25 protein-coding genes and 1 riboswitch are annotated in these 24,455 nt (G+C 47.8%); of the genes, 5 read left to right on the top strand and 20 right to left on the bottom strand.

Features of this window, described 5'->3' with window-relative positions; translation table 11 throughout:
• Nucleotides 1-148 precede the first annotated feature (148 nt).
• From thiE to JWG39_RS12055, 6 genes are all read right to left on the bottom strand, one after another.
• Nucleotides 149-793, bottom strand: coding sequence for a thiamine phosphate synthase (gene thiE, locus JWG39_RS12080; protein WP_205219668.1), 645 nt, complete (start codon nucleotides 791-793; stop codon nucleotides 149-151).
• Nucleotides 790-1,365 (bottom strand): sulfur carrier protein ThiS adenylyltransferase ThiF, encoded by a 576-nt coding sequence (gene thiF / locus JWG39_RS12075; RefSeq protein ID WP_240192115.1) that lies wholly within the window; start codon nucleotides 1,363-1,365, stop codon nucleotides 790-792. Before thiF ends, thiE begins: the two co-directional genes overlap by 4 nt.
• Complete coding sequence (thiH, locus tag JWG39_RS12070) at nucleotides 1,356-2,477, bottom strand: 2-iminoacetate synthase ThiH (RefSeq protein ID WP_205219667.1); 1,122 nt, start codon at nucleotides 2,475-2,477, stop codon at nucleotides 1,356-1,358. Before thiH ends, thiF begins: the two co-directional genes overlap by 10 nt.
• A 1-nt stretch (nucleotide 2,478) precedes the next feature.
• Entirely contained in the window at nucleotides 2,479-3,258 is a 780-nt protein-coding gene (locus JWG39_RS12065; RefSeq protein ID WP_205219666.1) for a thiazole synthase, read from the bottom strand.
• Between the two features lie 2 nt (nucleotides 3,259-3,260).
• Nucleotides 3,261-3,458 (bottom strand): sulfur carrier protein ThiS, encoded by a 198-nt coding sequence (gene thiS, locus JWG39_RS12060; protein ID WP_205219665.1) that lies wholly within the window; start codon nucleotides 3,456-3,458, stop codon nucleotides 3,261-3,263.
• Between the two features lie 97 nt (nucleotides 3,459-3,555).
• Nucleotides 3,556-3,665, bottom strand: a riboswitch (TPP riboswitch).
• A gap of 98 nt (nucleotides 3,666-3,763) precedes the next feature.
• On the bottom strand, nucleotides 3,764-4,063 hold the full coding sequence (locus JWG39_RS12055; protein WP_205219664.1) for a hypothetical protein: 300 nt from the start codon (nucleotides 4,061-4,063) through the stop codon (nucleotides 3,764-3,766).
• A gap of 180 nt (nucleotides 4,064-4,243) precedes the next feature.
• Here JWG39_RS12055 and JWG39_RS12050 point away from each other — a divergent pair, with 180 nt between their 5' ends.
• Entirely contained in the window at nucleotides 4,244-4,390 is a 147-nt protein-coding gene (locus JWG39_RS12050) for a hypothetical protein (RefSeq protein ID WP_205219663.1), read from the top strand.
• A gap of 149 nt (nucleotides 4,391-4,539) precedes the next feature.
• On the opposite strand, the gene JWG39_RS12045 is transcribed toward JWG39_RS12050, so the two are convergent.
• The 5 genes from JWG39_RS12045 to JWG39_RS12025 form a co-directional block, all read right to left on the bottom strand.
• The gene (locus JWG39_RS12045; RefSeq protein WP_205219662.1) at nucleotides 4,540-4,680 is read right to left on the bottom strand and encodes a hypothetical protein; all 141 of its coding nucleotides are present in this window, start codon (nucleotides 4,678-4,680) and stop codon (nucleotides 4,540-4,542) included.
• Nucleotides 4,681-4,730: 50 nt separating this feature from the next.
• Entirely contained in the window at nucleotides 4,731-4,871 is a 141-nt protein-coding gene (locus JWG39_RS12040) for a hypothetical protein (RefSeq protein ID WP_205219661.1), read from the bottom strand.
• Between the two features lie 828 nt (nucleotides 4,872-5,699).
• Nucleotides 5,700-7,340 carry a glutamate synthase-related protein gene (locus tag JWG39_RS12035; RefSeq protein WP_240192114.1) on the bottom strand — a complete coding sequence of 547 codons (1,641 nt, stop codon included), beginning with the start codon at nucleotides 7,338-7,340 and terminating at the stop codon, nucleotides 5,700-5,702.
• 1,199 nt (nucleotides 7,341-8,539) lie between these two features.
• Nucleotides 8,540-10,417, bottom strand: coding sequence for a TRAP transporter permease (locus JWG39_RS12030; protein ID WP_205219660.1), 1,878 nt, complete (start codon nucleotides 10,415-10,417; stop codon nucleotides 8,540-8,542).
• 164 nt (nucleotides 10,418-10,581) lie between these two features.
• Nucleotides 10,582-11,535 (bottom strand): TAXI family TRAP transporter solute-binding subunit, encoded by a 954-nt coding sequence (locus JWG39_RS12025; RefSeq protein WP_205219659.1) that lies wholly within the window; start codon nucleotides 11,533-11,535, stop codon nucleotides 10,582-10,584.
• Between the two features lie 617 nt (nucleotides 11,536-12,152).
• Between JWG39_RS12025 and cfa the strand changes: the two genes are divergently transcribed.
• Nucleotides 12,153-13,271: a cyclopropane fatty acyl phospholipid synthase gene (gene cfa, locus JWG39_RS12020; protein WP_205219658.1), complete on the top strand. Its 1,119-nt coding sequence runs from the start codon at nucleotides 12,153-12,155 to the stop codon at nucleotides 13,269-13,271.
• Nucleotides 13,272-13,535: 264 nt separating this feature from the next.
• On the opposite strand, the gene JWG39_RS12015 is transcribed toward cfa, so the two are convergent.
• The 9 genes from JWG39_RS12015 to JWG39_RS11975 all read right to left on the bottom strand — a co-directional run bounded on the left by JWG39_RS12015 (nucleotide 13,536) and on the right by JWG39_RS11975 (nucleotide 21,109).
• A complete protein-coding gene (locus JWG39_RS12015; protein ID WP_205219657.1) occupies nucleotides 13,536-13,913 on the bottom strand; it encodes a winged helix-turn-helix domain-containing protein in 378 nt (125 codons plus the stop codon).
• Between the two features lie 178 nt (nucleotides 13,914-14,091).
• Nucleotides 14,092-14,232, bottom strand: coding sequence for a hypothetical protein (locus JWG39_RS12010; protein WP_205219656.1), 141 nt, complete (start codon nucleotides 14,230-14,232; stop codon nucleotides 14,092-14,094).
• A gap of 339 nt (nucleotides 14,233-14,571) precedes the next feature.
• The gene (locus JWG39_RS12005) at nucleotides 14,572-14,817 is read right to left on the bottom strand and encodes a Sec-independent protein translocase subunit TatA/TatB (protein WP_205219655.1); all 246 of its coding nucleotides are present in this window, start codon (nucleotides 14,815-14,817) and stop codon (nucleotides 14,572-14,574) included.
• Nucleotides 14,818-14,832: 15 nt separating this feature from the next.
• A complete protein-coding gene (locus JWG39_RS12000) occupies nucleotides 14,833-15,015 on the bottom strand; it encodes a twin-arginine translocase TatA/TatE family subunit (protein ID WP_205219654.1) in 183 nt (60 codons plus the stop codon).
• A 68-nt stretch (nucleotides 15,016-15,083) separates the two neighbouring features.
• Nucleotides 15,084-16,481 carry a threonine synthase gene (thrC, locus tag JWG39_RS11995; RefSeq protein WP_205219653.1) on the bottom strand — a complete coding sequence of 466 codons (1,398 nt, stop codon included), beginning with the start codon at nucleotides 16,479-16,481 and terminating at the stop codon, nucleotides 15,084-15,086.
• Nucleotides 16,482-16,499: 18 nt separating this feature from the next.
• Complete coding sequence (gene rsfS, locus JWG39_RS11990) at nucleotides 16,500-16,874, bottom strand: ribosome silencing factor (RefSeq protein ID WP_205219652.1); 375 nt, start codon at nucleotides 16,872-16,874, stop codon at nucleotides 16,500-16,502.
• Nucleotides 16,861-19,371, bottom strand: a complete 2,511-nt coding sequence (locus JWG39_RS11985) for a DNA topoisomerase III (RefSeq protein ID WP_205219651.1) — start codon at nucleotides 19,369-19,371, stop codon at nucleotides 16,861-16,863. Before JWG39_RS11985 ends, rsfS begins: the two co-directional genes overlap by 14 nt.
• A 230-nt stretch (nucleotides 19,372-19,601) precedes the next feature.
• Nucleotides 19,602-20,291, bottom strand: a complete 690-nt coding sequence (locus JWG39_RS11980; RefSeq protein ID WP_205219650.1) for a YggS family pyridoxal phosphate-dependent enzyme — start codon at nucleotides 20,289-20,291, stop codon at nucleotides 19,602-19,604.
• Nucleotides 20,288-21,109 (bottom strand): TatD family hydrolase, encoded by an 822-nt coding sequence (locus tag JWG39_RS11975; protein ID WP_205219649.1) that lies wholly within the window; start codon nucleotides 21,107-21,109, stop codon nucleotides 20,288-20,290. Before JWG39_RS11975 ends, JWG39_RS11980 begins: the two co-directional genes overlap by 4 nt.
• Nucleotides 21,110-21,414: 305 nt before the next feature.
• Between JWG39_RS11975 and JWG39_RS11970 the strand changes: the two genes are divergently transcribed.
• The 3 genes from JWG39_RS11970 to JWG39_RS11960 form a co-directional block, all read left to right on the top strand.
• Nucleotides 21,415-21,807, top strand: coding sequence for a roadblock/LC7 domain-containing protein (locus JWG39_RS11970; protein WP_205219648.1), 393 nt, complete (start codon nucleotides 21,415-21,417; stop codon nucleotides 21,805-21,807).
• Nucleotides 21,808-22,030: 223 nt separating this feature from the next.
• Nucleotides 22,031-22,636: a GTP-binding protein gene (locus tag JWG39_RS11965; protein ID WP_205219647.1), complete on the top strand. Its 606-nt coding sequence runs from the start codon at nucleotides 22,031-22,033 to the stop codon at nucleotides 22,634-22,636.
• Nucleotides 22,637-22,648: 12 nt separating this feature from the next.
• The coding region (locus JWG39_RS11960; protein WP_205219646.1) for a hypothetical protein at nucleotides 22,649-24,455 on the top strand (1,807 nt) is incomplete at its 3' end.

Genomic DNA, 24,455 nt, shown 5'->3' with positions numbered 1-24,455 from the left:
AATGATGATGTAAGGTCACCGTTATCACCATTGCGATCAATTTTACATCCTGTTTATCCATTCGTAATCGCCAAAAAAGATGTCCACGCAGTCGCGTTCTCTGGTCAATACAAAATGTAAATGCTATTAAACCACATAAAATGATTTTTCAAGACCTGACCCCATTCAGGTGTTCCACTGCTCCTGTAATATCGTCTGCGCCGACAATTTCGGTAACGAGACAGACGCTTTCTGCCCCATGCCGGATAACTTCGGCGAGGTTGTGCTCCTTGATCCCGCCGATGGCGACAAAGGGCAGCTTGATATTCTGTACGACATAATCGAGATAGCTCAGCCCCACGGGAGCGCAGACATTCTCTTTAGTTGCCGTGGTAAAGATGGGGCCGACGCCGATATAATCCGCACCGTCCGCCACCGCCTGCCTCGCCTGCTCCGGGCTGTGGGTGGAAAGCCCGATAATCTTCTGTTGTCCGAGCAGTTGCCGCGCTGCAGCTGTCGGCAGGTCTTCCTGTCCGATATGCAGGCCGTCGGCATCGACAAGCATGGCAATATCGACAAAGTCATTAATAATAAACAGTACCCCGTGTTCGCGGGTGAGTTTGCGCAGGGCACAGCATTCGGCGTAGATATCGCAGTAGTTCTTTTTATGCCGTTTTTCACGGTATTGGAGAATCTTTATGCCACCGGCAATCATTGCTTCGGCAACCTCAAGATTGCTCCGCCCGTGGGAAAAAGCCTCTGCGGTGATGCCGTAGAGACCGGCGGGCAGGGTGGGTTTCCCGGTTGTCTTCACGTTTGCTCTCTTTTGGTTGTCTTGATGTTTCCGCCGTGTTCACGGTAGTAAACAATCGCTTCGCTCATCCAGGCACAGACTGCCTGCAGTTTATGGGCGTAGAGTTTCTGCTGTCGGCAGTCACTGATAAAATCTCCTGCCACTACACAGTTCCCCAGCTGACGAATACCGATTTCAGCCACGTCGCATCCTGCGATGCCGCATGCGCTGACCAGCAGCTCTTTTTCCGGGGCCAGCTCTTCAAGCAGCATCTTCTTCTCTGTTTCATTGTCAAACCCTTCCACGATTACCGCGCAATCGGTAAAGAGTGAGCGGCAGTTCCCGGCTTCAATCCTCGTTTGTGCGCAGGTGAGATGGATGTCCGGCGCGATGCGGCGCAGATTCTCTGCAAGGGCTTCTGTTTTGCCCCGGCCAATCTGATCAGCAAAGTAGAACTGGCGGTTGAGATTGCTCTCTTCCACCAGGTCAAAATCAACCAGAGTGAGGTGGTTGAAACCACTGCGCGCAAGGTTGGCGGCGACGTTGGAACCAATGCCGCCAACCCCGGCAATGCCGATGTTGATCAGGCCCATATCCCCCGGTCCCAGTCTTTGTGGACCGGCTGGTATCCGTGTTCTTTGATTGCTGCGACCATCTCTGGAACGTTACGTTGATCGCTGATATCAAACTGTGGTGTACTTTTTTCGCCGTCGCTGTATCCCCCGACACTGGTGGATACTCCGGCGGAGAGTTTGGTTGCACCGATCCCCATGAGATTGTCGCGCATGGTCTTGTTCTCGCGGGTTGATACGGTGATCCCCGTCCTGGGCAGGAAGAGACGGAAAGCAAGCAGGAACTGCACAAAGGTGCGGTCCTCTACTGGATACCGTGGTTTGAAATCGCCACATTCTGCCGGATTGAAGCGGGGAAGTGAGATGGCAATTTCTGTATCAAGATAGTTGTCGGCGAGGTATTGCGCGTGCAGCGCGGTGAAGAAAAACTCACTGCGCATCTCTCCAAGGCCGAGAAGGGCGCCGATGTTGACGGAACGGAATCCCGCCATGGCACCCCGTTCCGGTGCGTCGAGTCGATAGTGATAATCCCTCTTTTTGCCGCCGAGATGAACTTCTTTGTATATCTTCTCGTCGTAGGTTTCCTGAAACAAGGTCAGCCCGTCGACGCCAGCCCTGGCCATGGCGTGATATTCATCGGTATCCATGGGGAAGATTTCGATGGAGACCGAGGCGAAGTAGCGACGCAGAATTTTCACCGCATCAAGCAGATACTCCATCGGCGTGATGGTTTTCGCCTCGCCGGTGAGCATGAGAATATTCTGCAGGCCGGTGGCGGAAATTGCCTTTGCCTCCTCCTCAATTTCATCAAGGGTGAGCTTGCGCCGTGAGATGTTGTTTTGCGTATTGAACCCGCAGTAGGCGCAGCGGTTGGAGCAGAAATTAGAAATGTAAATGGGTGCGAAGAGCTGAATGGTGCGGCCAAAATACTGGATGGTGCGGCGACGGGATTCTTCGGCCATCTCCTCCATCCAGACCGGTTCAGCGGCCTTGGGAGAGAGCAGCGCGAGCATGTCCTGCCCATGGAGATTCTCGCTGTGTATGGCACGGGAGATGTCGGCATCTGTGATAGAAGCAAAGGCATCGACAAAATCAAAATCTTTATACTGCTTTATGATATCGTAGAAGGCCATCTTACACCTCCTCAAGGAAGCCGGTGAGGGGAGAGGACGCCCGGGCGATATTGCTTATCCCCGCTGTTTCTGCGAGAAATGCCATTCGGCCAGCCCGTACGGCCATATCAAAGGCTTCCCCCATGATAACAGGATCCGTGGCGGTGGCGATGGCGGTATTTACCAGCACCGCATCCGCTCCCATCTCCATGGCTTCCGCCGCCTGAGAAGGTGCGCCGATTCCGGCGTCAACAATCACCGGCAGGCGGGAGTTCTCAATCAGCATTGCCAGCAGTGCTTTTGTTTCGAGGCCGCGGTTGGAGCCAATCGGTGATCCAAGGGGCATGATGGCGGCTGCACCGGCATTTTCAAAACGTCTGACCATTGTCAGGTCGGGCAGGATGTAGGGAAGGACGATGAAGCCCTCTTTTGCCAGCATTTCCGTAGCGCGAAGGGTTTCAAAATTATCGGGCATCAGATATTTGGCATCGGTGATGACCTCAATCTTGATAAAGTCGCCGCAGCCTGCTTCTCTTGCGACGCGGGCAATCCGCACTGCCTCTTCGGCTTTACGTGCGCCGGAGGTATTGGGCAGAAGAGTGACATTCTCCGGGATGAATTCGAGGATGTTTTCCGCTCCCGCCGCCATGTCGATGCGCCGCAGTGCCACGGTGATCATCTGTGACCCGGAGGCCTCCAGCATGGGGGCAATGTCGGCGTTGTTGGCAAATTTACCCGTGCCGGTAAAAAGACGGTTTGTGAATTCTACGTCACCAATAATCAAAGCTCTGTCTGTACTCATTTTCAGCCTCCTCCGACAAAACTTAAAAGCTCAATTTTGTCACCATCATGGAGCTGTACCTCCGCCCATCGTGCCTGCTTGACGATGGTGCGATTGTGCTCAACTACGAGGGATTTCGTCGCCAGTTTGCGCTCGGAAATCAGCTCCGCAATGGTTTCAGCAACTGATTCTTCAGCCTTGCCGTTAATGTGAATTTGCATTGTTTCTCCAGGGTACAGGAGAAGAGGGGTGGCAAAAAGAAAACCGCCAGATCCAAAGAGGATGTGGCGGCAAACATAAAAGGGGAAAAACCCCTGGAATGTGAATTTGCCGCTTCCCTTCGCCGGTATTATCCAGATCAGGTTCCAAGGGTTAGATTTTCTTTGATGAAAATCTTTCTCAGCGGTTAAGCTCCCCTAGCGTTATTTCGTTCTATTCTATTTCTGCGTTGGTGTCAAATTTTTTTATGGAGGGGGTTTGTCGGGGAGGGGACGTGGGAAGAACAACAGGGTCAAATCTTGAAAAATCACTTTTTAACTCTCTTACTGACAGTGGTGTAATGGATTTTCAGGTGTTCTGCAATTGCCTTTAACGTATATTCGTAGGGAATATGAGCGATTGTGATTTTCTCATTGCGTAATGTTTTATTTTGGGGATTTTCAGGCGGGAAAATATTTTTCAAGGAAGGTTTTTCGGCAAATTTCTGGGCATGGGGAATCTCGCCGATTTCTTTTTCTTCACATCTTCGGCTTTGAATATCCGATATAAAATCTGCATTGCCGAATATTACTTGACCTGCCAATTTCTTCCATGGGCTTTCATTCATTAGCTCTACGTCAGCTGCAACAAACTTCCTCTATCCTTTACGGGCGATATTCTTTTGATTCGTAAACTGTCCGAGTACACAATCCACCGTCAAAAATTTAGAAACTTTGCAGGCGTAACCTGTTTCCCTGTAATGCCATTTACATTTTATATTGACCATATAACGCGACCATCACCATTGGTGAAAAATCGGCACGGCGATGGTTTCCCGCAATGTTGTTCTGTAGACAAGGCATGCCTTGTCTCTACATTATCTTATCGCTGGAATCACTGTTGTGGCGATTTTTCACCAATGATGTGTAAGGTTACCGTTATCACCCCGTGGTGACAATATGGCGTGTATGTTTTGCGGGGTATCGGTGTTTTCGGAGTTGGTTACAGTTACACCGTTATCGTTACGTTTGTCGTCATCGTGTAGACAAGGCATGCCTTGTCTCTACATTATCTTATCGCTGGAATTACTGTTGTGGCGATTTTTTACCAATGATGTGTAAGGTCACCGTTATCACCCCGTGGTGGCAGCGTGGCGTGTATGTTTCGCGGGTTATCGGTGTTTTCGGAGTCGGTTACAGTTGCACCGTTATCGTTACGTTTACTGTCACCGTGTAGACAAGGCATGCCTTGTCTCTACATTATCTTATCGCTGGAATTACTGTTGTGGCGATATTTCACCAATGATGTGTAAGGTCACCGTTATCACCCCGTGGTGGCAGCGTGGCGTGTATGTTTCGCGGGTTATCGGTGTTTTCGGAGTCGGTTACGGTTGCACCGTTATTGTTACGTTTACCGTTATCGTGTAGACAAGGCATGCCTTGTCTCTACATTATCTTATCGCTGGAATTGCTGTTGTGGCGATATTTCACCAGTGATGTGTAATGTCCCGTTATCACCATTGCGATCAATTTTACATCCTGTTTATCCATTCGTAATCACCAAAAAAGATGTCCACGCAGTCTTGTTCCCTGGTCAATACAAAATGTAAACGCTATTAAGCCATTTACATTTTTTACTGACCCCAAAAACACGACAGGACAAACAGGATGATAAATTAATTTCATTGCAGAAACGTTTGTTGTGAGGTGAGCCATCTGTTGTGCTGAAGACGCCCAGATTGGGCGTCTCTACAAGGACATCCTTTCCACAAAGACAACGCCATATAACCACCACGGGGTTATCGCGGCAGAATTGTATCCGGATTTGTACAATCAATGCCCGTAAGATAAATCGCCGACATCGTAGAGACGCCCAATTTTGGCGTCTGTCCCACCTGCCTTTGAATTAACCAGAGAACGAGTAAAGATAGAACAACAGCAATTCTCTGTTTAATTTTAAAATATTTTTAAAGTTTTTTGCCTTTATTCGCATGTTTTGAGCTTTTATTCGTTGGCAAAAAGTTTTTTGCTGTTCCGTCTTTTGCTTTTCCCTGTCTCCCGTCTCCTTTCTCCTGTCTCCTGTCTCCTATCCCCCTGCCTTTGAATTCGCCAATAGAAAGTGAAAATGGCATTTAGTACGGTCACAACTTAATAGGAATAGTATCAGACCACATAAAATGATTTTTCAAGACCTGACCACATAAAAAAACAGGGCACATCGAGTACGTTGCTCGATGTGCCCTGTAAAAACATTTGAATCAAAAACTATCCTTTAAGAATCGCCTCAGCAGTGTCTTTTTGAGCTTCGGTCATGAACGGAATTCCAGTTTCCTTTTCCGTTTCACGGTTGGCACTAAATATTTCATTCCTTGTAATCTCAGATAAATTGAATTTTCGTACACCGGCCATCAACTGCTGCAGCCCGCAGGAGATCTTATCAATATAGCCAGCCATGGCTACGGCTCCAAAAGGTATATTCTTCATCTCATCAGCGCCCACTTTCTTTTTCACATCCTCCCAGGCTGAAAAGATCTCTTCCGGGCTCTTGCCGAAACTTTTTACGGTTTGAGGAAGTTCGTCCCAATTCCCATTTACTTTATTTCTTCTCTCAGGGTAAAAGGTTCCTTCAATGTTGCTGCCCAGATACGCGGGAATCATTGGTGCACGACCCATACAAACCATTTTAGTATACGGTGCACCTATAGCCAGGGCTTTAAAAATATGATCTTCCCGGGCAAAACCGCCAGCAAAAGAAATATCCGGAACCTTGATTCCTTGATCATCAAGAATCTTACAGTAATCATGTGCCTTGGCATGCAGGGCCAGGGATGGAACACCCCAGTTCTCCATCATATTCCATGGACTCATACCGGTTCCGCCACCTGCGCCGTCAATGGTCAGTAAGTCAAGTTTTGCATCTGCAGAATATCGAATGGCCATAGCAAGGGCTTCCATGCCGTAAGCACCTGTTTTCAAGGAAATACGCTTAAAGCCAAGGCTTCGTAAATAGTCTATTGATCTCATAAAGGATTCACGAACTTCCCCAACAGTATCCAAATCAGTAGCTCCAAGTCTGCTATGTCTGGCAAAGGAAGTGATGGCATGACGCTCAAAGGCAGATTGAACAATCGGATCCGTCGGATCGGGATCAATGATATAACCACGTTTCTTGAGGAAAATGGCATAATCTATTGATTTTACTTGAATTTCTCCTCCGATAACTTTGGCGCCCTGTCCCCACTTAAGCTCGATAATGACGTCATCGCCGTATTTATCAATAACGTATTCGGCCACTCCGTTTCGAGTATCTTCGACATTAAGTTGGACGAAAAACGCCCCATGCCCGTCTGAGTATCGTCTATATACCTCTATTCGCCTGTCCAGTTCAGGTGCTGATGTTATTTTTCCGCCACCGAGTTTTGACTCCTGGTCCACACCAACAACATTTTCGCCGACAACTATTGGAAATCCATAAAGGGCAGCACCTGTTGCAAAAGAATTCCAATACTTGCTGGCGATCATAGTTGAACCCAGAGCACCAGTCATGATAGGTAGACGACATTTTGCCTTAATTTCATTACCGAAAGTCGTTTCGGTATTGACGTTGGTGAAGACACAGTCATCAGCATCTTTGGTCATCCCCTCGTTTAACCCGGTCGATCCATAAGCATATCCCTGGATCCTTATGGAATGATACCCCAGACCAAGAGAGGTTACATTGCCAGACCCGGCAGTGATCTTGCCGAATTTCCTGGGGTAGAGCATTTTGCGCCCCCTTAAGGACGACATCCAGGTTTCACACCTCCCTTTACAATCAGACATGCAAAGCGTGCATAATCCAGATTCACAAGGGTTGCCTCTGTTGACGGTACCAAGTGCATCATTACTTTTGGGCCATTGAATCATTTGATCATCTCCATTTTGGGTTAACGAGCAATAGAACAATAGGAACAATAGGGTCAGGTCTTGAAAAAACACTTTTTCAACTTTCTTGCTAAGAGTAATTTAACGGATTTGTAATGTAATGGATTCTCAGGTGTTCTGCAATTACCTTTACGGTGTTTATAGCTAATATGAGCAATTTTTATTTACATATTGTGTAATATTTTATTTTGGGGAGTTTCAGATAGGGAAATATTTTTCAAGGAAGATCTCCCGGTAAACCTCTGAACACGGGGTATTTCACCGATTTCTTTTGCTTTACATATTCAGTTTTGAATAGCAAAAAGCAGGGGTAGATCTTGAAAAAAATATTTTTAATTTATTTTGCGAACAGTAATGTAAGGGATTTGTAATGTAATAGATTTTCAGTGTTCTGTAATTACCATTACAGTATTCGTAACTAATATGAGAGATTTTTATTTACACATTGTGTAATGTTTTATTTTTTGGAGTTTCAGATGGGGAAATATTTTTTAAGGAAGGCCTCCCGGTAAACCTCTGGACACGGGGTATTTCACCGATTTCTTTTGCTTTACATATTCGGTTTTGAATAGCGAAAAATAGAAGAAAAACAGAAGAAAAGCAGGGTCAGGTCTTGAAAAATCATTTTTTAATTATACTGCAACAGTAATGTAATAAATTTGTGATATGACGGGTTTCAGGTGTTCTGTAATTACTATTACAGTATCTGTAACTAATATGAGGGATTTTTATTTACCTATTGTGTAATGCTTTATTTTGGGGATTTCAGGTGGGAAAATATTTTTCAAGGAAGGCCTCCCGACAAACCTCTGGACACGGGAGATCTCGCCGATTTCTTTTGCTCCACATATTCGGTTTTGAATATCCGATATATTCCATGCGTTACAAATCATTCCAGCGTTATCGTTATGTTTATTGTTACCGTGTAGACAAGGCATGCCTTGTCTCTACATCATCGCTGGAATCACTGTTGTGCCGATTTTTCACCAATGATGTGTCATGCCACCGTTATCACCCCCGTGGTGACAATGTGGCGTGTATGTTTCGCGGGTTATCGGTGTTCCGTATTCTGTTACGGTTGCCATTGTTCTTGTTCGGGATTGAAAAAGCCGATCCGGATTTTCCTTTTACAGGAAAATCCGGATCGGCTTTTTTTGTCGTCTGGTTAATTAAAGCTTCCCTCAAGATTGCTCAACGCATTGCGTTTCCTTCCCTTGCATGGAAAGGAGAACAAGCAGCAGAATTCCCAGTGCCATGCCGCTGAGGCGGAATGACCAGTGCGGGAAGAAGCAGAGGAGGCCGGCGGCGATCAGCAAGAGACGAAAGGAAAGATGAAGATGCTTCTTAAAAAATCCGGCGAAGCCAATAGAAAGAAGATAGCCGGCAAAAGTTGCGGAGATAATTACTCCGGCTATATTTGTCCATGCTCCCTGGAGGAGCAGCGATGAATCGTAGGCAAAGGCAAAGGGAACAATGAAGGCGACAACACCAATACGCATGGCGGTGAGGGCAATCTTCATGGGGTTGGCACCGGCGATCGTCCCCGCAGCAAAAGCGGCAAGGGCAACGGGTGGCGTCATATTGGACAGGACTGCGAAATAAAAGACAAACAGATGCGCGTTGAGTGGTTCAAAGCCCAGTGCAGTGAGACTGCTTACTCCGAGCGCTGCGGCGATGATATAGGCAGAGGTGGTGGGAAGGCCCATGCCGAAGATCACCGCAAGGATGGCGATGAGCACCAGCCCCATAAAGCTGGAATTCCCTGCGAGGGTGGCAATGAGTGCACCGATTTTGAAGCCGATGCCGGTGAGGCCGATAGAGCCGATAACAATTCCTGCTGAGGCACAGGCCACCGCGATAACCGGAACCGATTTCCCTGCCGCGATAAAGGCCGTATAGAGTCCTTGAGGGCCCATGCGGTAGCCTCTGTTAAGCAGGGATACTGCCCACGCCAGACCAATGCCGAGAAGGCCCGCGAGCATGGGTGTTTTCCCCTGCAGCAGCGCAATAATCAAAACAATGATGGGCAGCAGGAGAAAGCTTCTCCGAAAAACATGTCCCCAGCGCGGCAGATCCTCTTCCTTGATGCCGGTGAATCCATCCCGCCTGGCAACGTAGTGAATCATGAGAAGGGCTGTCCCGTAGTAGAGCAGGGCGGGCAGCAGCGCGGCAATCATGATTACTTTGAATTCCAGGCCGAGATAGGCGCTCATGACAAAGGCACCCGCGCCCATCAACGGTGGCATCAACTGCCCGCCGGTACTTGCCATGGTCTCAATGCCTCCGGCAAGCGACGAGGCAAAACCGGTACGCTTCATCATTGGGATGGTAAAGTTTCCGGTAGAATAGACATTGGCGACGGCAGATCCTGAGATGGAGCCAAACAGGCAGGAGCTTACCACCGCAATCTTGGCGGGTCCTCCCACCGATTTCCCGGCGAGTCGGGCGGAGAATTCCATAAACCATGGTCCCACGCCGCTTACTTCAAGAAAGCTCCCGAAAATAAGAAAAATGACAACGTAGGTCGCAGAGACTCCAAGAGGCATGGCCAATATGCCATCCGTGGTGAGGAAGAGCGATTCAATTACCTCCCGCAGGGTAAAGACATCCCCTCTCATTACTCCAGGGAAGTATTCTCCGGTGAGCATGTAGAGTGCAAAGAAAGAGGCGATGATTGTCAGGGGCCAGCCGAGCAGCCTTCTCGTTGCCTCAATGAGAACCAGTGTAAGGATAATCCCCAGAGCAAGCTGAACATCGGTGACTTCATCCATCTGGTACACCCGGAAGAGAATCTCTTCAGAGTTAAAAATGCCATAGAGACCTGGCAGGATGGCGAGAATAATCAGAATCCAGTCGTACCAGGGGACACGGTTTTTGGGTGAGTATCGTGAAAAGGGCCAGTAGACGAATGCTATGGGCAGCACCCAGGTGAGATGCACCATCCGCTGCATCCACGATTCCAAAACGCCAAAAGCAGCGGTATAAAGGTGGAAAAAGACCCCGGCAATTATCCAGATGGAAAGGACAACAATAAGGGGCTTATTATCAAATTTACGCATATTTTTTGCACTCAGTAGAAAAAAGGCCTCTGCGTTTTTACGCAGAGGCCGGGGAAATGGTTACGTTGAAAGGGATACAGAAGACATCGGATAATCGCCCGGCTTCTTCGTTGCAGTCAGGAATTTATCCCTGGAAATAAGCGCCCGGCTCCGATATCAGTCCCTTATTCTGCCAGTGATGCAAAAGCTGCCCTGGCTGCCGGGTGCATCGGCAGAGTTGCAGGCATGGCCGTGGTTGCATTGAACGCGGAAAAATCTTTAATAGTTGTAGAGAGATCGCCTCTTTTCTCAAAGAGGGTGGTTGCCATTTTTTTGACAACATCGTCCGGCATATCTTTACGGATAACACAGATAGTATAGTCCCCGACGGTGGGAATATCGCTGGTTACACTCTTATAAATTCCTGGCTTGATCAGATGAGTGCCGGTTCCGTAGGCATCACTGAGTGCCTTGAGCGCGTCTGCGTCAACGGGCAGAATAACAATATCTGTCTGGCTCTCAATGTTCATGATAATTGAGGCAACTTCTCCTACGGAAAAGGAGAAAAGATCAATATGGTTATCAGCCATGAGCCCTGCTCCGTCGGAGTAGGAGGCAAACTGAACCTTTCCACCTTCTTTTTTGATCTTTTTCCAGTTGGTGTCGTAACCCAGTTTCAGCAGTGAGCTGACCACAAATTCGGAAGAGGTTCCTGGTTTGAGGCAGGCGATACGCAGGTCTTTAACAGCGATGGCATCCTTGAGTGTTTTTATGCCGTTCTTTTCTACGAAATCCTTACGGGCGATGAAATAGGTTATCTGCGGGTAGAGGTTTGCAAGAACAACAGCATTTTTCACCGGTTTCTTGAATTTCCCTTCTCCTTTCAGAGCGGCTCCAAGGAGGGAACCAACAGAGAAGCCGAGATCAGCCTTCCCTCGGTCAACATTCACAACATTGGCGACCCCGCCACCGGTAGAACTGGTCGTGTTCATTCCTGCGGCAGAGAAATAGGAACTTATTGCTCCACCGAGAACAAACCAGTTTCCTCCCTGAGGGCCGGAAACAAAGCGGTAGTTGGCGGCGATTACTACCGCCGGGATACTGAGTAAAAAAATCAGCAGAATAGAAATTCGTTTCATCGAGTTCTCCTGTAAAGATTAAATGTGCTTTGAGAGGGATTTCGCTCTGGCCGTGCAGATAACAACAGGGGTGTATCACTTCTGGTTAATTTTTCAGTTCTCTTTTTTCCTCTTTGTTCTTCTTTTCCTTTCTCCCCTCAAGAGTGTCTCTGTGATTGTTTCTTTGCAGAGATTCTTTCTCAGAAATCGTTCAAATCAATTCAGTGAAGATACAACAGTCGGGAGGAAAATGCACAGCATGAATAACAAAAATGTGATGTTTTTCCAAGTCGGTCAGGGCGCTGCCCGCAGCTTGAGGTGAGAATGAAGGGTCTGGTTTGCAGAAGTTCTGGCAGAAGAACAATCTGCTGTTTTTTTACAACAGGGGGCAGTCTTATATATCTGGAAAGAGATATTCAGTAAAGTGGTATACTTGAGAGAACCTTGAGGCGGATAAGACTCTTCACTGGAGAAGAAACAAAAGTAAACTCTTCAAAATCTGTGTTTTTTTTAGTGGAAGAAGCATTAGAATACATTCAATTACAGGGTCTTTACTTAATTTTGGAGTGAATCATTTTAGGGTCCCTTTACTTTGGAGATGTCTCTATCCATCACTATTGCGACAGGAGGAGAACGGCATGAAAAAAAGTGAGTTAAAGAAAACAGCCTGCAAGTTGTTGGAATCCGCTGGCATTCAGGTGAACGGCCCCAATCCATGGGACATTCAGGTCCAGAATGAAGATTTTTATGCAAGGGTCATCGCTAAAGGTTCTCTGGGACTCGGAGAGTCATATATGGATGGATGGTGGGAGTGTGAGAAGCTTGATGAATTCTTTTACAGAATTCTTTCGCAGGAGCTGGACAAGGCTGTTATCCCGTTCAGCGATTCACTGAAGATTTTCAAGGCTCGCATTATCAATATGGGAAGGCGCTCAAAAGCCTTTGATGTTGGTAGAAAGCATTACGATATTGGCAACAGACTCTATCACAAAATGCTCGACAAGTTGATGATTTACAGCTGCGGATACTGGGAAAATGCTGCTGATCTGGACAAGGCACAGGAAAATAAACTCGACCTGATCTGCCGTAAACTCAAGCTGAAACCGGGGATGAAACTCCTTGATATCGGCTGCGGCTGGGGCGGGACCGCCCGCTATGCGGCGGAAAAATATGGAGTCAGCGTTGAGGGGGTGACGGTTTCCGAGCAGCAGGCAAAACTGGCGAAGGAGCTGTGCGAAGGCCTTCCGGTACATATCCAGATACAGGATTATCGCAGTATTGAAGGGGTGTATGACCGTGTTGTCTCCGTGGGAATGATGGAGCATGTGGGGGTGAAAAATTATGCTGCGTATTTCAAGGTCGCCCGGGAACATCTGACGGAAGACGGTCTCTTTCTGCTGCATACCATTGGTTCGAATGCCTCGAAGGTTAATCTCGATCCGTGGATGGAACGTTATATTTTTACGAATTCAATGCTGCCGTCAGGAAAACAAATCCTCAATGCCAGTGAAGATCGTTTTATCGTTGAAAACTGGCAGAATTTCGGTGCCGATTACGATAAGACTCTGATGTGCTGGTACGAGAATTTCAAGGCAGGCTGGGATGAGCTGAAAGAGTATTACGATGACAGTTTTTATCGTATATGGAAGTATTACCTGCTCGCCTGCGCCGGGTGTTTTCGCGCCAGACAGATTCAACTCTGGCAGATTGTTTTTTCTCCCCATGGTTTCCCTGGCGGATATGTGGTGCATTATTGAAAAGGTACCCGAAACAAGGAACGGGGAAAGGGAGAAGGAAAAAGGGAGACGGGAGGCGGGAGACAGGGAAAAGCAAAAGACGGAACAGCGAAAAACTTTTTACCAAAGGAAAGCTCTAAACATGCGAATAAAGGCAACAAAACTTTAAAAAAGATTTTAAAATTAAACAGAGAATTGCTGTTGTTCTATTGTTGCTCTTTGCGTTTTCTGGTCAGTAAAAAATGTAAAAGGTATTATATCTGCGGTAAATTAGAGAATGTTGCATTACAGCGACAGGCGGTCAGTCTCTTTGCGGAGAAATTCGGTGAGGCGTTTGTGCATGTCGTAGAATTCCTGTATCCTCTTTGCTCCGGCTTCAGTGATGACTGCACCGCCACCGCCTTTGCCCCCCGTGCTTTTCACCACCAGTGGGCTTCGCGCGTTGCGGTTCATGGAGTCAACAAGATCCCAGGCGTGTTTATAGGACATCTTCATGGCTTTGGCTGCTGCGGAGATGGAGCCGTGTTCCGCTATCTTTTCCAGCAGTACAATGCGGCCGAAACCGACAAAAGTTTCACCATCTTTCTCAATCCATATTCGCGCCCGGCAGTGATAACCAGGTGATATTTCCTTTGGTTTGTCTGTTTTTTTGTGTTTTTTCATTGGGATAACTGTGGGGGTAGAGTGTGATTATAGGGTACCTTGAATAACCAGTCTTTCGCCCATCTTCTTCGTTACAGTTAAAAATTTATCCTCGCAATATCAAACATATAGCTCCGGTAAATTTTCTCCTGTGCCTCGAATATGAACGAAATACAAGATTATTCAAGATACCCTGTTGTCAGGCGATATCGTCAATAAAGGTAACATCTTTTATCCTTATCGAGGATACCAGGGCAACGGTGGAGTTGCATCCCTGTTTGGGGAAAGCAGCACGACGCATTGCCACCCGCGATGCCCTGTTGTTGTAGAGACAAGGCATGCCTTGTCTACACGATGACAACAAGCAAATCCGATAGCCAGGCAATGGTACAACAGCCCGTTGTCACCACGGGGTATCCCACCGGTATTATAAAATACAACAGGCCCGTTTCCCTTCGGTGGGAAACGGGCCTGTATCGTTCTAAGGGTACCTTGAATAACCAGTCTTTCGCCCATCTTCTTCGTTACAGTCAAAAATTTATCCTCCGACAAAGCGAGGAACGAGACGTCGAGATATCAAACATTGCTCTAATAAATTTTCTCCTGTGCCTCGAATATGAACGAAATACAAGATTATTCAAGATACCCATAATACCTGAAAGGGAATTTCAAACCGTTTTTACTTGAGGATATTTTTCACGTTTCTCAACCCATCAACAGTTTTTTTCAATTCTGCAGTCTCTTTCACACCGGGGATATCTTCTACCAGCCCGCGACCGGTATCTTCCACATCTTTCACCCCTTTTTTAAAAGAGCTGATTGCCCGGCCGAGACTGGAGCCCAGTTCAGGCAGACGTTTTCCGCCGAAGATTATGGCGACGATGGCGAAGATAACACAAAGTTCGGGGGTTCCCATTCCAAACATGATTAGAGGCTCCTGTTATTCAGATTTTTCGTTTTTTTCGTCATCGATTGTTTTTTGTTCTTCTTTTTTCGTGGCGTCTTTGAAGTTCTTGATACCCTTTCCAAGACCGGCACCCAGCTCAGGAAGTTTGCCAGCGCCGAAGATAACAACCACAATGGCGAGAATAATGAGTAATTCCCAGATTCCCATTCCAAACATAGTGCATACCTCTTTTAAAGTTCATGGGCCTTGCGGCCTTTTTTCTGTAGAATTTTTTCTCGAATGAATCAGCTCCTGCGGGCATGTTCCGCAATATATTGCTGGATCTCATCCTTATCAGCCGGCATGGTGATGCATTTACTCTCTTGCTCCATCAGGCCATCAATCTGGGGCGGCGGAACGGGTACTTTGCCACAGGCTTCTTCCACAACGGCAGGAAATTTTGCCGGATGTGCGGTGGCGAGGCAAACAATCGGTATACCCGTATCCCGGTTTTCAGCCGCAGCGCAAACGCCGACGGCGGTGTGCGGGTCGAGCAGGTAGTCGTTCTCTTTGTAAAACTTCTCAATGGTATCCTTTACCTCTTCCTCGCTTACGCTGGCGGTAGAGAAGTCGCGTCTGATCTGATCCATAGAGTCGGAGAGATCAATTTTGCCTTCGGCGGCAAAGGTCTCCATGAGATTTTTTGTTTTGACGGCATCGCTGTCCATGAGATAAAAGAGGTAGCGCTCAAAGTTGGAAGCAGCCTGGATATCCATGGACGGGCTGGATGTGAGTTTTACCTCGCCGAGAGAGTAGTCGCCGGATTGAACCATGCGGCTGAGGATGTCGTTACCGTTGGTTGCCAGCACAAGGTTGCGCAGGGTTCCCTGGGGCAGCATTTTGCGGGCGATATAGCCAGCAAAAATGTCGCCGAAGTTGCCGGTGGGAATGGAGAAATCCACCGCGAAATCCTTCTCTTTTTTCATCAACTGCAGGGTGCTGTAGACGTAGTAGACAACCTGCGCAAGTACCCGGGCCCAGTTGATGGAATTGATGGCACCAAGGTGATACTGGTGCTTAAACTCGGTGTCATTGAAGATATCTTTCACAATCGCCTGGCCGTCGTCAAACGAGCCTTCAATGGCGATATTGAAGATGTTGTCATCCATCACGGTAGTCATCTGCTTCTCCTGCACCGGGCTGACGCGGCCCTTCGGATGCAGGATGAAGATGTTGATGCGATCTTTGCCGCGCACACCGGCAATGGCTGCGGAGCCTGTGTCGCCGGAGGTCGCACCGATGATGTTGAGCACCGAGTTGTCCTTCTTCAACATATACTCAAAAAGGTTGCCAAGGAACTGCAGGGCAACATCTTTGAAAGCGAGGGTTGGACCGTGCCACAGCTCAAGAATATAGACATCCCCCTTTTTCACCAGCGGGGTAATTGCTTCATCGTCAAAAGAGCTGTAAGAGCGATCAATCAGTTCCTGGAGTTCTTTCCTGGGGATATCGTCAATGAAACGGGACATTATCTCCAGCGCGAGTTCCTGATACCCCAGTTCCTGCCAGGCGGTAAGCGTTTCACTGCCGATTCTGGGAATGGTGCGGGGAAGAAGGAGACCGCCGTCTTCGGCGAGCCCCATCATCACAGCTTCTGAAAAAGAAACGGGGGCGATACCGCCCCGAGTACTCAGATATTGCATGATTTAAGCCTGTGTTGTTCAGGCTCTGACGGCGATCTTTTTGGCGTCGCCCCAGAGCCCTTCAAGATCGTAAAATGAGCGCTGATCATGGTAGAAGATGTGAACAACCACATCGTCAAAGTCCAGCAGTACCCACATTCCTTCCTTTAGCCCTTCTGCTCTTGCGGTTTTGACCCGCTTGGAACGCAATTGACCTTCAACGGACTCGGCAAGTGCCTGAACATGGCGGCTTGAGGTGCCGCTCATAATGACAAAATAGTCTGTGAAGGTGGTAAGCCCGCGAACATCAAGGATGACCAGCTCCTGAGCCTTGATGGCAAGTGCTGCTTTTGCACAAATCTGAGCCAGTTCTTCACCGGGGAGCTCACGGTACTCTTCTTTAATTTTTTTCATTCTTTATTTTTTTTGTGTCCTCTGCTTTATCTGTCTTTTTGACTTTGTCTTTGCTTTTGTATTTACGCGGCGGGAAATCGAAACTCACCTTACCATTTTTCTCCAAAATCAGATAGGCGTCAAAAGGTTTCTTTCGTTTTGAGATAAATCCGGGGATCAGTTCTGTTTTACCATCGGTGAGAAGCTGACGGATATGTTTTTCCTCCAATTCCTTTTCAAGGATTATTTTGCCGATACGCAGTCCCTTTTCCTTGTCGCCGTTGAGCGCGGATTCACTCAACCAGGCGGTGGGGGTGGCGAATACGAAGGTACCGTCGACCGGAGAAGCGCCGAGAGGTTCCGTTTTCAGGATTGCCTCAATGTCAAGGTTGTCGGTGGAGTCGGCAAACATGAATTCAATTTTGTTATTCTTTAGTTGTACCGAAGCGGTAAAGGGCTTGCCGCGTTTGGAGCGGAAGTTGCTGTAGGGACCGATCACTTTACCAGCGAGCAGGTCAAGTACATCCTGCTGTTCGAGCATGCGGCCACCGAGAATTTTACGAATGGAGATTTTGCCGTCTTTAGAGATCCATGCAGTGGGACTGGAGAGGAACGTCATTCCATTCACTGGACTGAAGGGTGCCTCTTCCTGTATTTCTTTACCTTCAAAGTTACGAACCTGGTCAATGATATGCCGGGTCATGTCACAAATCTCGGCCATGAATTTCTCGCGGGTAAATTCGCCTGTCAGTATCTGGTTGAGTTTATGTTCCCACTCTCCTGTCATCTCCGGGGAGGCGAGGACCTCAATCTTCATTGCCTCAAGCAGGGCAAGCAGTTCAAAGGCCTTGCCCGTGGGAGTAAGGTCCTTGCCTTCCCGTACCACATATTTTTCCTTGAGGATCTTTTCAATGATCGCCGCACGGGTGGCCGGAGTTCCCAGTCCGCGCTCTTTCATCGCCTCGGAGAGTTCGTCGTCCTCAATCAGTTTGTCGGAGTTCTCCATGGCCGAGAGCAGGGTCGCCTCATTGAAACGTGCGGGTGGCCGGGTTTGCTGTTCCTCTGTGTTGAGGGTGTCGCAGGTGATCTCAGCCATGTCGGGCAGTGGCGTAAGCGTTTTATCCTTATCAGAATCCAGTTCAGCCCCATAGATTGCTTTCCAGCCCGGGCTTTTGAGAATCCTGCCCTCTGTAAGAAACGTCTCTTTGTTGATGCGCGACAGGCGTTTGGTGTTGAGGTAGACTGCAGGCGGAAAGAAAACAGCGATGTAACGCTGTACCACCATGGTGTAGATTTTCATCTCCGGCTCGCTCAGATTTCCGCCGGGCAGCAGGTTGGTGGGACTGATGGCGTGGTGATCTGAGATTTTGGCGTTGTTGAATATGCGTTTGTCTTTTTTGACATACTTCTTCTCAACCGCCTCTGCTGCATAACGTCCGTAGTTCCATTCACTCTGAATGGAGAGGGTGTTTTTCGTCGGATTAACGTAGTCTTCCGGCAGAAATTTGCTGTCAGTCCGCGGGTAGGTGAGCAGTTTGTGTCTCTCGTAGAGTGCCTGAGCTATATTAAGCGTGTTTTTCGCCGAGAAACCAAAACGTGAGTTGGCCTCACGCTGGAGCAGGGTCAGGTCATAGAGCTGAGGAGCACTTTGACGGCTCTCTTTGCTCTCCTCAGTAACGATTGCGGGCTGTTTGCCGCATTTTTCGATGATTGCATTACTGTCTTCCCTGGTCCACAAGCGGTCGGCGCGTTTGAAAGGATCAGCAGTGTCTTTTTTGAAGTTTTGATTAATCCATTTGCCCGTGTAGTTTCCACCTTCAAAGATGAATTTGGCAAAAATATTGTAAAACGTGCGGGGGACGAACACCATCCGTTCTCTTTCCCGTTTGACCATCAGGGAGAGGGTTGGAGTCTGAACACGGCCGCAGGGGGTAAGGAAGAAGCCGCCTCGCCGGGAGTTGTAGCCGGTGAGTGCCCGGGTGGCGTTAATGCCGATGAGCCAGTCGGATTCAGAGCGACAGAGAGCTGTTTCCTCAAGAGCAATCATTTCCTCTTTCTCACGCAGGTTATTGAAAGCGTTCTTGATAGATTCGGTGGTCATTGACTGCAGCCAGAGCCGTTTAAAGCTCTTTTTCGCCACTGATTTGTTCCACACATACTTTATAATGTAGTTGAAGATCAGCTCTCCTTCGCGTCCGGCATCACAGGCATTGATTATCTCGTCGACATCGGAACGGCGGATCAGCTTTTGCAGGGCGTTGAGCTGCGATTTGGTGCCGTCGAGCGCCTTGAGCTTAAACTCCTCCGGCAGGATGGGCAGGTTGGCCATGTCCCATTTCTGCCATTCGGGGTTGATCTCTTCCGGATAGCAGATAGAGACGAGATGGCCGATGGCGTAGGAGACGATGTAGTCATCACTCTCAAAGTGGGTCTTGGTCCGGGAAAATTTCCCGGGGAGGGCTTTGGCGAGATCTCCAGCAACGCTGGGCTTTTCTGCAATAACAAGGGTTTTGCTCATATCGTAAACTCCACGCCGGATAGGGCGGGCTCAACTCTCTGGTTTATCGTGTAATTTGCTGGTTTTTCTGCGGGGATAAGCAACAGAATACAGCTCTACTGTGTGAGTTGATTACATAAAGGGCGTATAACTCTTTGTCAACACCTTTTCCCTGCAGCCAGTCCTGAAAAGGGAGGCAGGCCAGCAGAGAAAAAGGTCCTGAATACGGAGAGTAACAAGGGAATAAAAGGCTATTTTGCAGGGCGGTCCCCGAAGATGGCAGTTCCCACGCGGACAATGGTGGCTCCTTCGGCGATGGCAACGGGAAAGTCTGCAGACATTCCCATGGAGAGAGCGGGGGCGTGTTCTTTGAAGTACCCTTTGCCAACCAGTTCTTCTGAGAGTTTACGCAGACCGGAAAACCAGGGACGGGATTCCTCCGGGGTGTTTTCAAACGGCGGAATGGTCATCAGTCCTTTCACGTGGAGACGGGGCAGGGTGAGTACCTCTTCGAGCAGCTGCTCCGTTTCTTCTGCTTCCACACCGGACTTTGCAGGATCTTCGCCAATGTTGACCTGGATCAGAATATCCAGCTCACGGCCGAGCAGGTCAAGATGATGATTGAGTTTGCGGGCGAGTTTCATGTTATCTACTGTCTCCACCATATCGCAGAACTCGGCGGCGATTTTTGCCTTGTTGGACTGAAGATGACCAATGAAATGAATTTTTCCTTCGGCGGGCAGAGCCAGGCGTTTCTCCTGCACCTCCTGAACATAATTCTCCCCAAAGACCTTCTGTCCACAGTTCAGTGCCTCGATCATCAGCTCGACCGGCTTGATTTTCGAGACAGCAACAAGCTGGATATCCTCAACCTTTCGTCCTGCCCGACTTGCTGCGGCAGCTATCTGTTCATTAATCCGTGCAAGGTTTTCTTTAATCATGACTCCTCGATATGGAAATATTGACGTGCGTTGTGGGAGGTAGCCTCCGCCACCTCTTCAATAGAGATTCCCCGCAATTCAGCAATTCGTGCGGCGGTATAGCGAACATGCGCGGATTCATTGCGTTTCCCGCGATACGGGACGGGGGTAAGATAGGGACCATCGGTCTCAATCATCATCCTGTCCAGTGGAATTTTTGTGGCAACCTCGTGCAGCTCGGGTGCATTTTTGAAGGTAACGACCCCAGAGATGGAGATCATCATTCCCTGGTCAAGCACTTTGCGGGCAAAAGGGTAATCGCTGCCGAAGCAGTGCATGAGACAGCCGTCTTTCAGTTGAAAAGAAGAGAGAATATCAAAACAATCATTATCAGCATCACGATCATGAATTATTACAGGGAGATGAAGGTCCTCCGCGATTTCAAGCTGGCGGGCAAATTCACGCTTTTGAATCTCTTTTGAGCAATAATTTTTGTAGTAATCCAAACCTATTTCACCAAAGCCCTTGACCTGAGAGGGGTTCTCCTTATATAAGTTTATAAGTGAGTCGTAGGTTGAGTCACTAATGCTGTCTACATCGTGAGGGTGAATCCCGACAGCAGCAAAAATGTAATCATGCTGTAACGCTATATTTACAGCGGCTTCGGAGCTTTTCAGGTTGGTACCGATGGTCATAATATTGGTAATACCAGCGGTTTGGGCTCGGGCAAGGAGCTCGTTGCGGTCTTCGTCACAGGTCTCCATGTCGAGATGGCAATGGCTGTCGAAATAGTCGATTCCCCGTGGGAAAACAAGTGTATCTTTGCTCTTTTTTTTCATAGGAATTTAAGTTTCAGTAATGAAAGCTGGTTGTAACATGGAGGAACCAGCCTGGAATTTTTTTTGTCTGATAATCATCGGGTCAAAATAAATCTTCATATTGGAGAACAACTGGCGTATATTAAACAGATTTGTATCTTTTCGTAGAAAATAAGCTCCTTTTGTAGAAAATAATCTTTCTTCACTGGTGTCTGGTACCTGCCCCCATCAACAATAAGCAGAATGAGCTGTTTGGGAACAATTTTTTATATTTTCATGGCTGTAATGGCTGAAGTAGTGACCAATTTTAAAATGAGGTTTGCAGTATGAATTACGGGATAGTCAGTCAAGATCAACTGGAAAAGATCGAAGCAATTCTGGAAGAAAAGCTTGTCAAGCTGGGCGTAGATTGCGTAATCGTCATTGATATGGCCGGGAATACAATCACTGCCAGAGGTAAGGGGATCAGCAAATACGATGTCTACTCTTTTGCTGCACTGGCCGCAGGGAACTTTGCCACTGTTGATGCGATGGCAAAAATTATTGGCGAGCAGGAATTCTCTTTGCTTTTCCATAAAGGTGAGACGTCGAGCATTCATTTCAGTAAAATTAATGATGAACTGCTTTTGATCTCTTTGTTCGGTCGTGATATCTCCCTCGGCTTCCTGCGTCTCAATGTTGTCGAAGCAATTGATCAGATAAGGGCCCTCTGGGCTTAGCTTATGGGTACCTTGAAGAAGCTTGTACTTCGTTCGAATTCAAGACACAGGAGAAAATTTATCGCAGTTATAACTTTGGATATCGGAGTCTGGCACTTACTTCCGAGGATAGATTTTTGACTGTAACCAGAAAGATGGTCGATTTCCTTATAAGCTGGTGCAGCCCTATCCGCAAGGTGAAGGAAAAAAAAGTACCTGAGCAGAAATGCAGGGAGGAGATATCTTGAGTTTTATCAATGTGAGGGACAAGGTTGTGCAGATAAAGATTGTATATTACGGGCCGGGGCGTTGTGGTAAGACCACCAACCTCGAATATATTAACCGTACCTACAAAAAGCAAATCGTCTCCGAGATGGTCAGCCTGAAGACCCATGGGGATCGAACCCTCTTTTTTGACTTTCTTCCCTTTGACATGGGGAAAATCAAGGGCTACGATATAAAGATTCAGCTGTACACTGTTCCCGGTCAGGTGAAATATAATGCGACCCGGAAGCTGGTGCTCCGTGGTGTTGATGGTATTGTCTTTGTTGCTGATGCCATGGAGAAGCAGCGGGAGAAAAACATTTACTCTCTCAACCAGTTGCATGAGAACCTGCAGTCATACAACGAAAGTATTTTTAAAATTCCTCTTGTTATGCAATACAATAAAATTGACCTTAAAGAGCACGGTATTCCGATACTCCCCATATCTGTGCTGCAAAAAGATCTCAACAGTCGGCTCAAAGTTCCATTCTTTGAAGCGAGTGCCATCACAGGGTATAATGTTGCTGCAACCCTGAAGAAGATTATCTTTTCTTCTGTAATTTCCATTCAGAAAAAACTTCTTTAAGAGAGACTCTACGTGGACCGTTATAGCGAAAATCAGTACGACGATTTGACGCTCGGAGGAGATTACGACAATTCCTATTTCTCTGACTCAGATGATCTGTTTGATTTCAACCCGGCAGGGGATTCGCCTCTCAATCAATTGAAAAGTCTCGTGCTTTCAATTGACTGGGAGATCACTGATGATGTGCTGCTCATGTTCAATGAGGAATTGCTCATCCTGCGTGACCTCTGGGCCGGAGAAAAGATCAATCTGGTGTACATCCAGGCGTTGGAAAAAATTTCCAAATATATCTATGCCCGCAAGGCTGATGCGCACCCCAGCGCCATCAAGTTTCTGCTTACTCTTTATCATAATCTGGAGAAAATCGTTTCTTACGAGGATATGACGGTTGAGCAGAAAAAAGCCATTTTGCGCGAAGATGTGAAAGCCTTTGAGCAACTTAAAGTTTATATCAACCGTGATCTGGCTGCCGCCCGGCCTGATCTGGTTTCTGCCAGAGAGAAGGCGTTGAAAGATTCTTTTGCACCGCCTGGTAAAGAAGAACCTGCCGCAGTCGTCCCTGAATTGTCAACGGATAAAAAAGAAAGAGAGCCGCTTTCTCTCAATGTTTCCGGTGGCGGGCGCGGTGCCGCTGACGCTCTTATGCGTCTGAAGGCAATTCTCTTCGATCTTGACAGAGAGATCACCGACGGACATCTCACAAACCTGAAGTTTGAGGTTGCTGATCTCAAAGAGCAGTTTCGTGAGAACGAGAGCTGTCTTGATCTGCTTTCTGGAATCGGCGAGGCTGGTGAGTATCTTCAAAAGAAAAAATCGGAAGTATACTCTGAAGGGCTCAAGGTTCTTCGCCTTCTCTTTGAAGGGCTGGAACACATTGTTTCAGTAACAATGAATCCGGAAGAGGAGCGTACATCTGTTTTCCCTCTGCTCGAAAAGCTGCAGGCATTTCGTATGCTTATGGAAAATAATGTTCAGGTGTCCGATGATCTGCCTGCAGATGGTTCGGTGGCTTTCCTGTCCGGCAGAGAAGAGGACGTATCTGATAATCCTGCAGAAATTACTTCCGCTTTGGCCTCATCGGGTGAAGAGGAGGAGCACGGTTTTTGGGCTGAAGAAGAGATGGCTGGTGTTGATACCGACAGCGATGCTGTCAACCTTAAAATCGGCGGCCTTTTCTCAGAAGAATCTGAAGTTGCTCCCGATTCTGTGAGTATTCCGAAGATCTCCGAAGAACTCGCCCTGCAGGGGGTTGATGTGGAGACCGATGACGATGATGATTCCGGGGAGGATACACTTCCTCTTGATGGAGATCAACTCGCCCCGGCTCTGGCGACTTCTGACGAGTCTGAAGATAAAGAGATTGCTTCTGTTCTGGTTGGTGAGGACGATGAGGAGGAGTCTGTTGCAGCTCTTTCTGTGCAGGAAGACGAACCTGCCCCCGCACTCAGCTTTGAGGAAAAAGAGACCCCTGATTTCAGTGCGACTGGTGAGAAGCAGGTCACTCCAGCTCTGGAAGATACCACTGTCGAAATTGATGACGACGATGATCTTAAAGAGGGCGTATCTGGTACTCCTGCAGAAATGACTCCTGCTTTGGCCTCATCGGGTGAAGAGGAGGAGCACGGTTTTTGGGCTGAAGAAGAGATGGCTGGTGTTGATACCGACAGCGATGCTGTCAACCTTAAAATCGGCGGCCTTTTCTCAGAAGAATCTGAAGTTGCTCCCGATTCTGTGAATATTCCGAAGATCTCCGAAGAACTCGCCCTGCAGGGGGTTGATGTGGAGACCGATGACGATGATGATTCCGGGGAGGATACAC

It is taken from the genome of Desulforhopalus vacuolatus (assembly GCF_016918505.1).
Lineage (GTDB): Bacteria > Desulfobacterota > Desulfobulbia > Desulfobulbales > Desulfocapsaceae > Desulforhopalus > Desulforhopalus vacuolatus.
Note: the sequence above shows the minus strand (reverse complement) of the source record. Positions and strands in the feature narration are given on the sequence as shown.

Coding starts and splice junctions, on each gene's coding strand:
- thiF (WP_240192115.1), bottom strand. CDS start 1,365: ATGGGCCTGATCAACATCGGCATTGCCGGGGTTGGCGGCATTGGTTCC.
- thiH (WP_205219667.1), bottom strand. CDS start 2,477: ATGGCCTTCTACGATATCATAAAGCAGTATAAAGATTTTGATTTTGTC.
- JWG39_RS12065 (WP_205219666.1), bottom strand. CDS start 3,258: ATGAGTACAGACAGAGCTTTGATTATTGGTGACGTAGAATTCACAAAC.
- thiS (WP_205219665.1), bottom strand. CDS start 3,458: ATGCAAATTCACATTAACGGCAAGGCTGAAGAATCAGTTGCTGAAACC.
- JWG39_RS12055 (WP_205219664.1), bottom strand. CDS start 4,063: ATGAATGAAAGCCCATGGAAGAAATTGGCAGGTCAAGTAATATTCGGC.
- JWG39_RS12045 (WP_205219662.1), bottom strand. CDS start 4,680: ATGCCTTGTCTACACGGTGACAGTAAACGTAACGATAACGGTGCAACT.
- JWG39_RS12040 (WP_205219661.1), bottom strand. CDS start 4,871: ATGCCTTGTCTACACGATAACGGTAAACGTAACAATAACGGTGCAACC.
- JWG39_RS12035 (WP_240192114.1), bottom strand. CDS start 7,340: ATGATTCAATGGCCCAAAAGTAATGATGCACTTGGTACCGTCAACAGA.
- JWG39_RS12030 (WP_205219660.1), bottom strand. CDS start 10,417: ATGCGTAAATTTGATAATAAGCCCCTTATTGTTGTCCTTTCCATCTGG.
- JWG39_RS12025 (WP_205219659.1), bottom strand. CDS start 11,535: ATGAAACGAATTTCTATTCTGCTGATTTTTTTACTCAGTATCCCGGCG.
- cfa (WP_205219658.1), top strand. CDS start 12,153: ATGAAAAAAAGTGAGTTAAAGAAAACAGCCTGCAAGTTGTTGGAATCC.
- JWG39_RS12015 (WP_205219657.1), bottom strand. CDS start 13,913: ATGAAAAAACACAAAAAAACAGACAAACCAAAGGAAATATCACCTGGT.
- JWG39_RS12010 (WP_205219656.1), bottom strand. CDS start 14,232: ATGCCTTGTCTCTACAACAACAGGGCATCGCGGGTGGCAATGCGTCGT.
- JWG39_RS12005 (WP_205219655.1), bottom strand. CDS start 14,817: ATGTTTGGAATGGGAACCCCCGAACTTTGTGTTATCTTCGCCATCGTC.
- JWG39_RS12000 (WP_205219654.1), bottom strand. CDS start 15,015: ATGTTTGGAATGGGAATCTGGGAATTACTCATTATTCTCGCCATTGTG.
- thrC (WP_205219653.1), bottom strand. CDS start 16,481: ATGCAATATCTGAGTACTCGGGGCGGTATCGCCCCCGTTTCTTTTTCA.
- rsfS (WP_205219652.1), bottom strand. CDS start 16,874: ATGAAAAAAATTAAAGAAGAGTACCGTGAGCTCCCCGGTGAAGAACTG.
- JWG39_RS11985 (WP_205219651.1), bottom strand. CDS start 19,371: ATGAGCAAAACCCTTGTTATTGCAGAAAAGCCCAGCGTTGCTGGAGAT.
- JWG39_RS11980 (WP_205219650.1), bottom strand. CDS start 20,291: ATGATTAAAGAAAACCTTGCACGGATTAATGAACAGATAGCTGCCGCA.
- JWG39_RS11975 (WP_205219649.1), bottom strand. CDS start 21,109: ATGAAAAAAAAGAGCAAAGATACACTTGTTTTCCCACGGGGAATCGAC.
- JWG39_RS11970 (WP_205219648.1), top strand. CDS start 21,415: ATGAATTACGGGATAGTCAGTCAAGATCAACTGGAAAAGATCGAAGCA.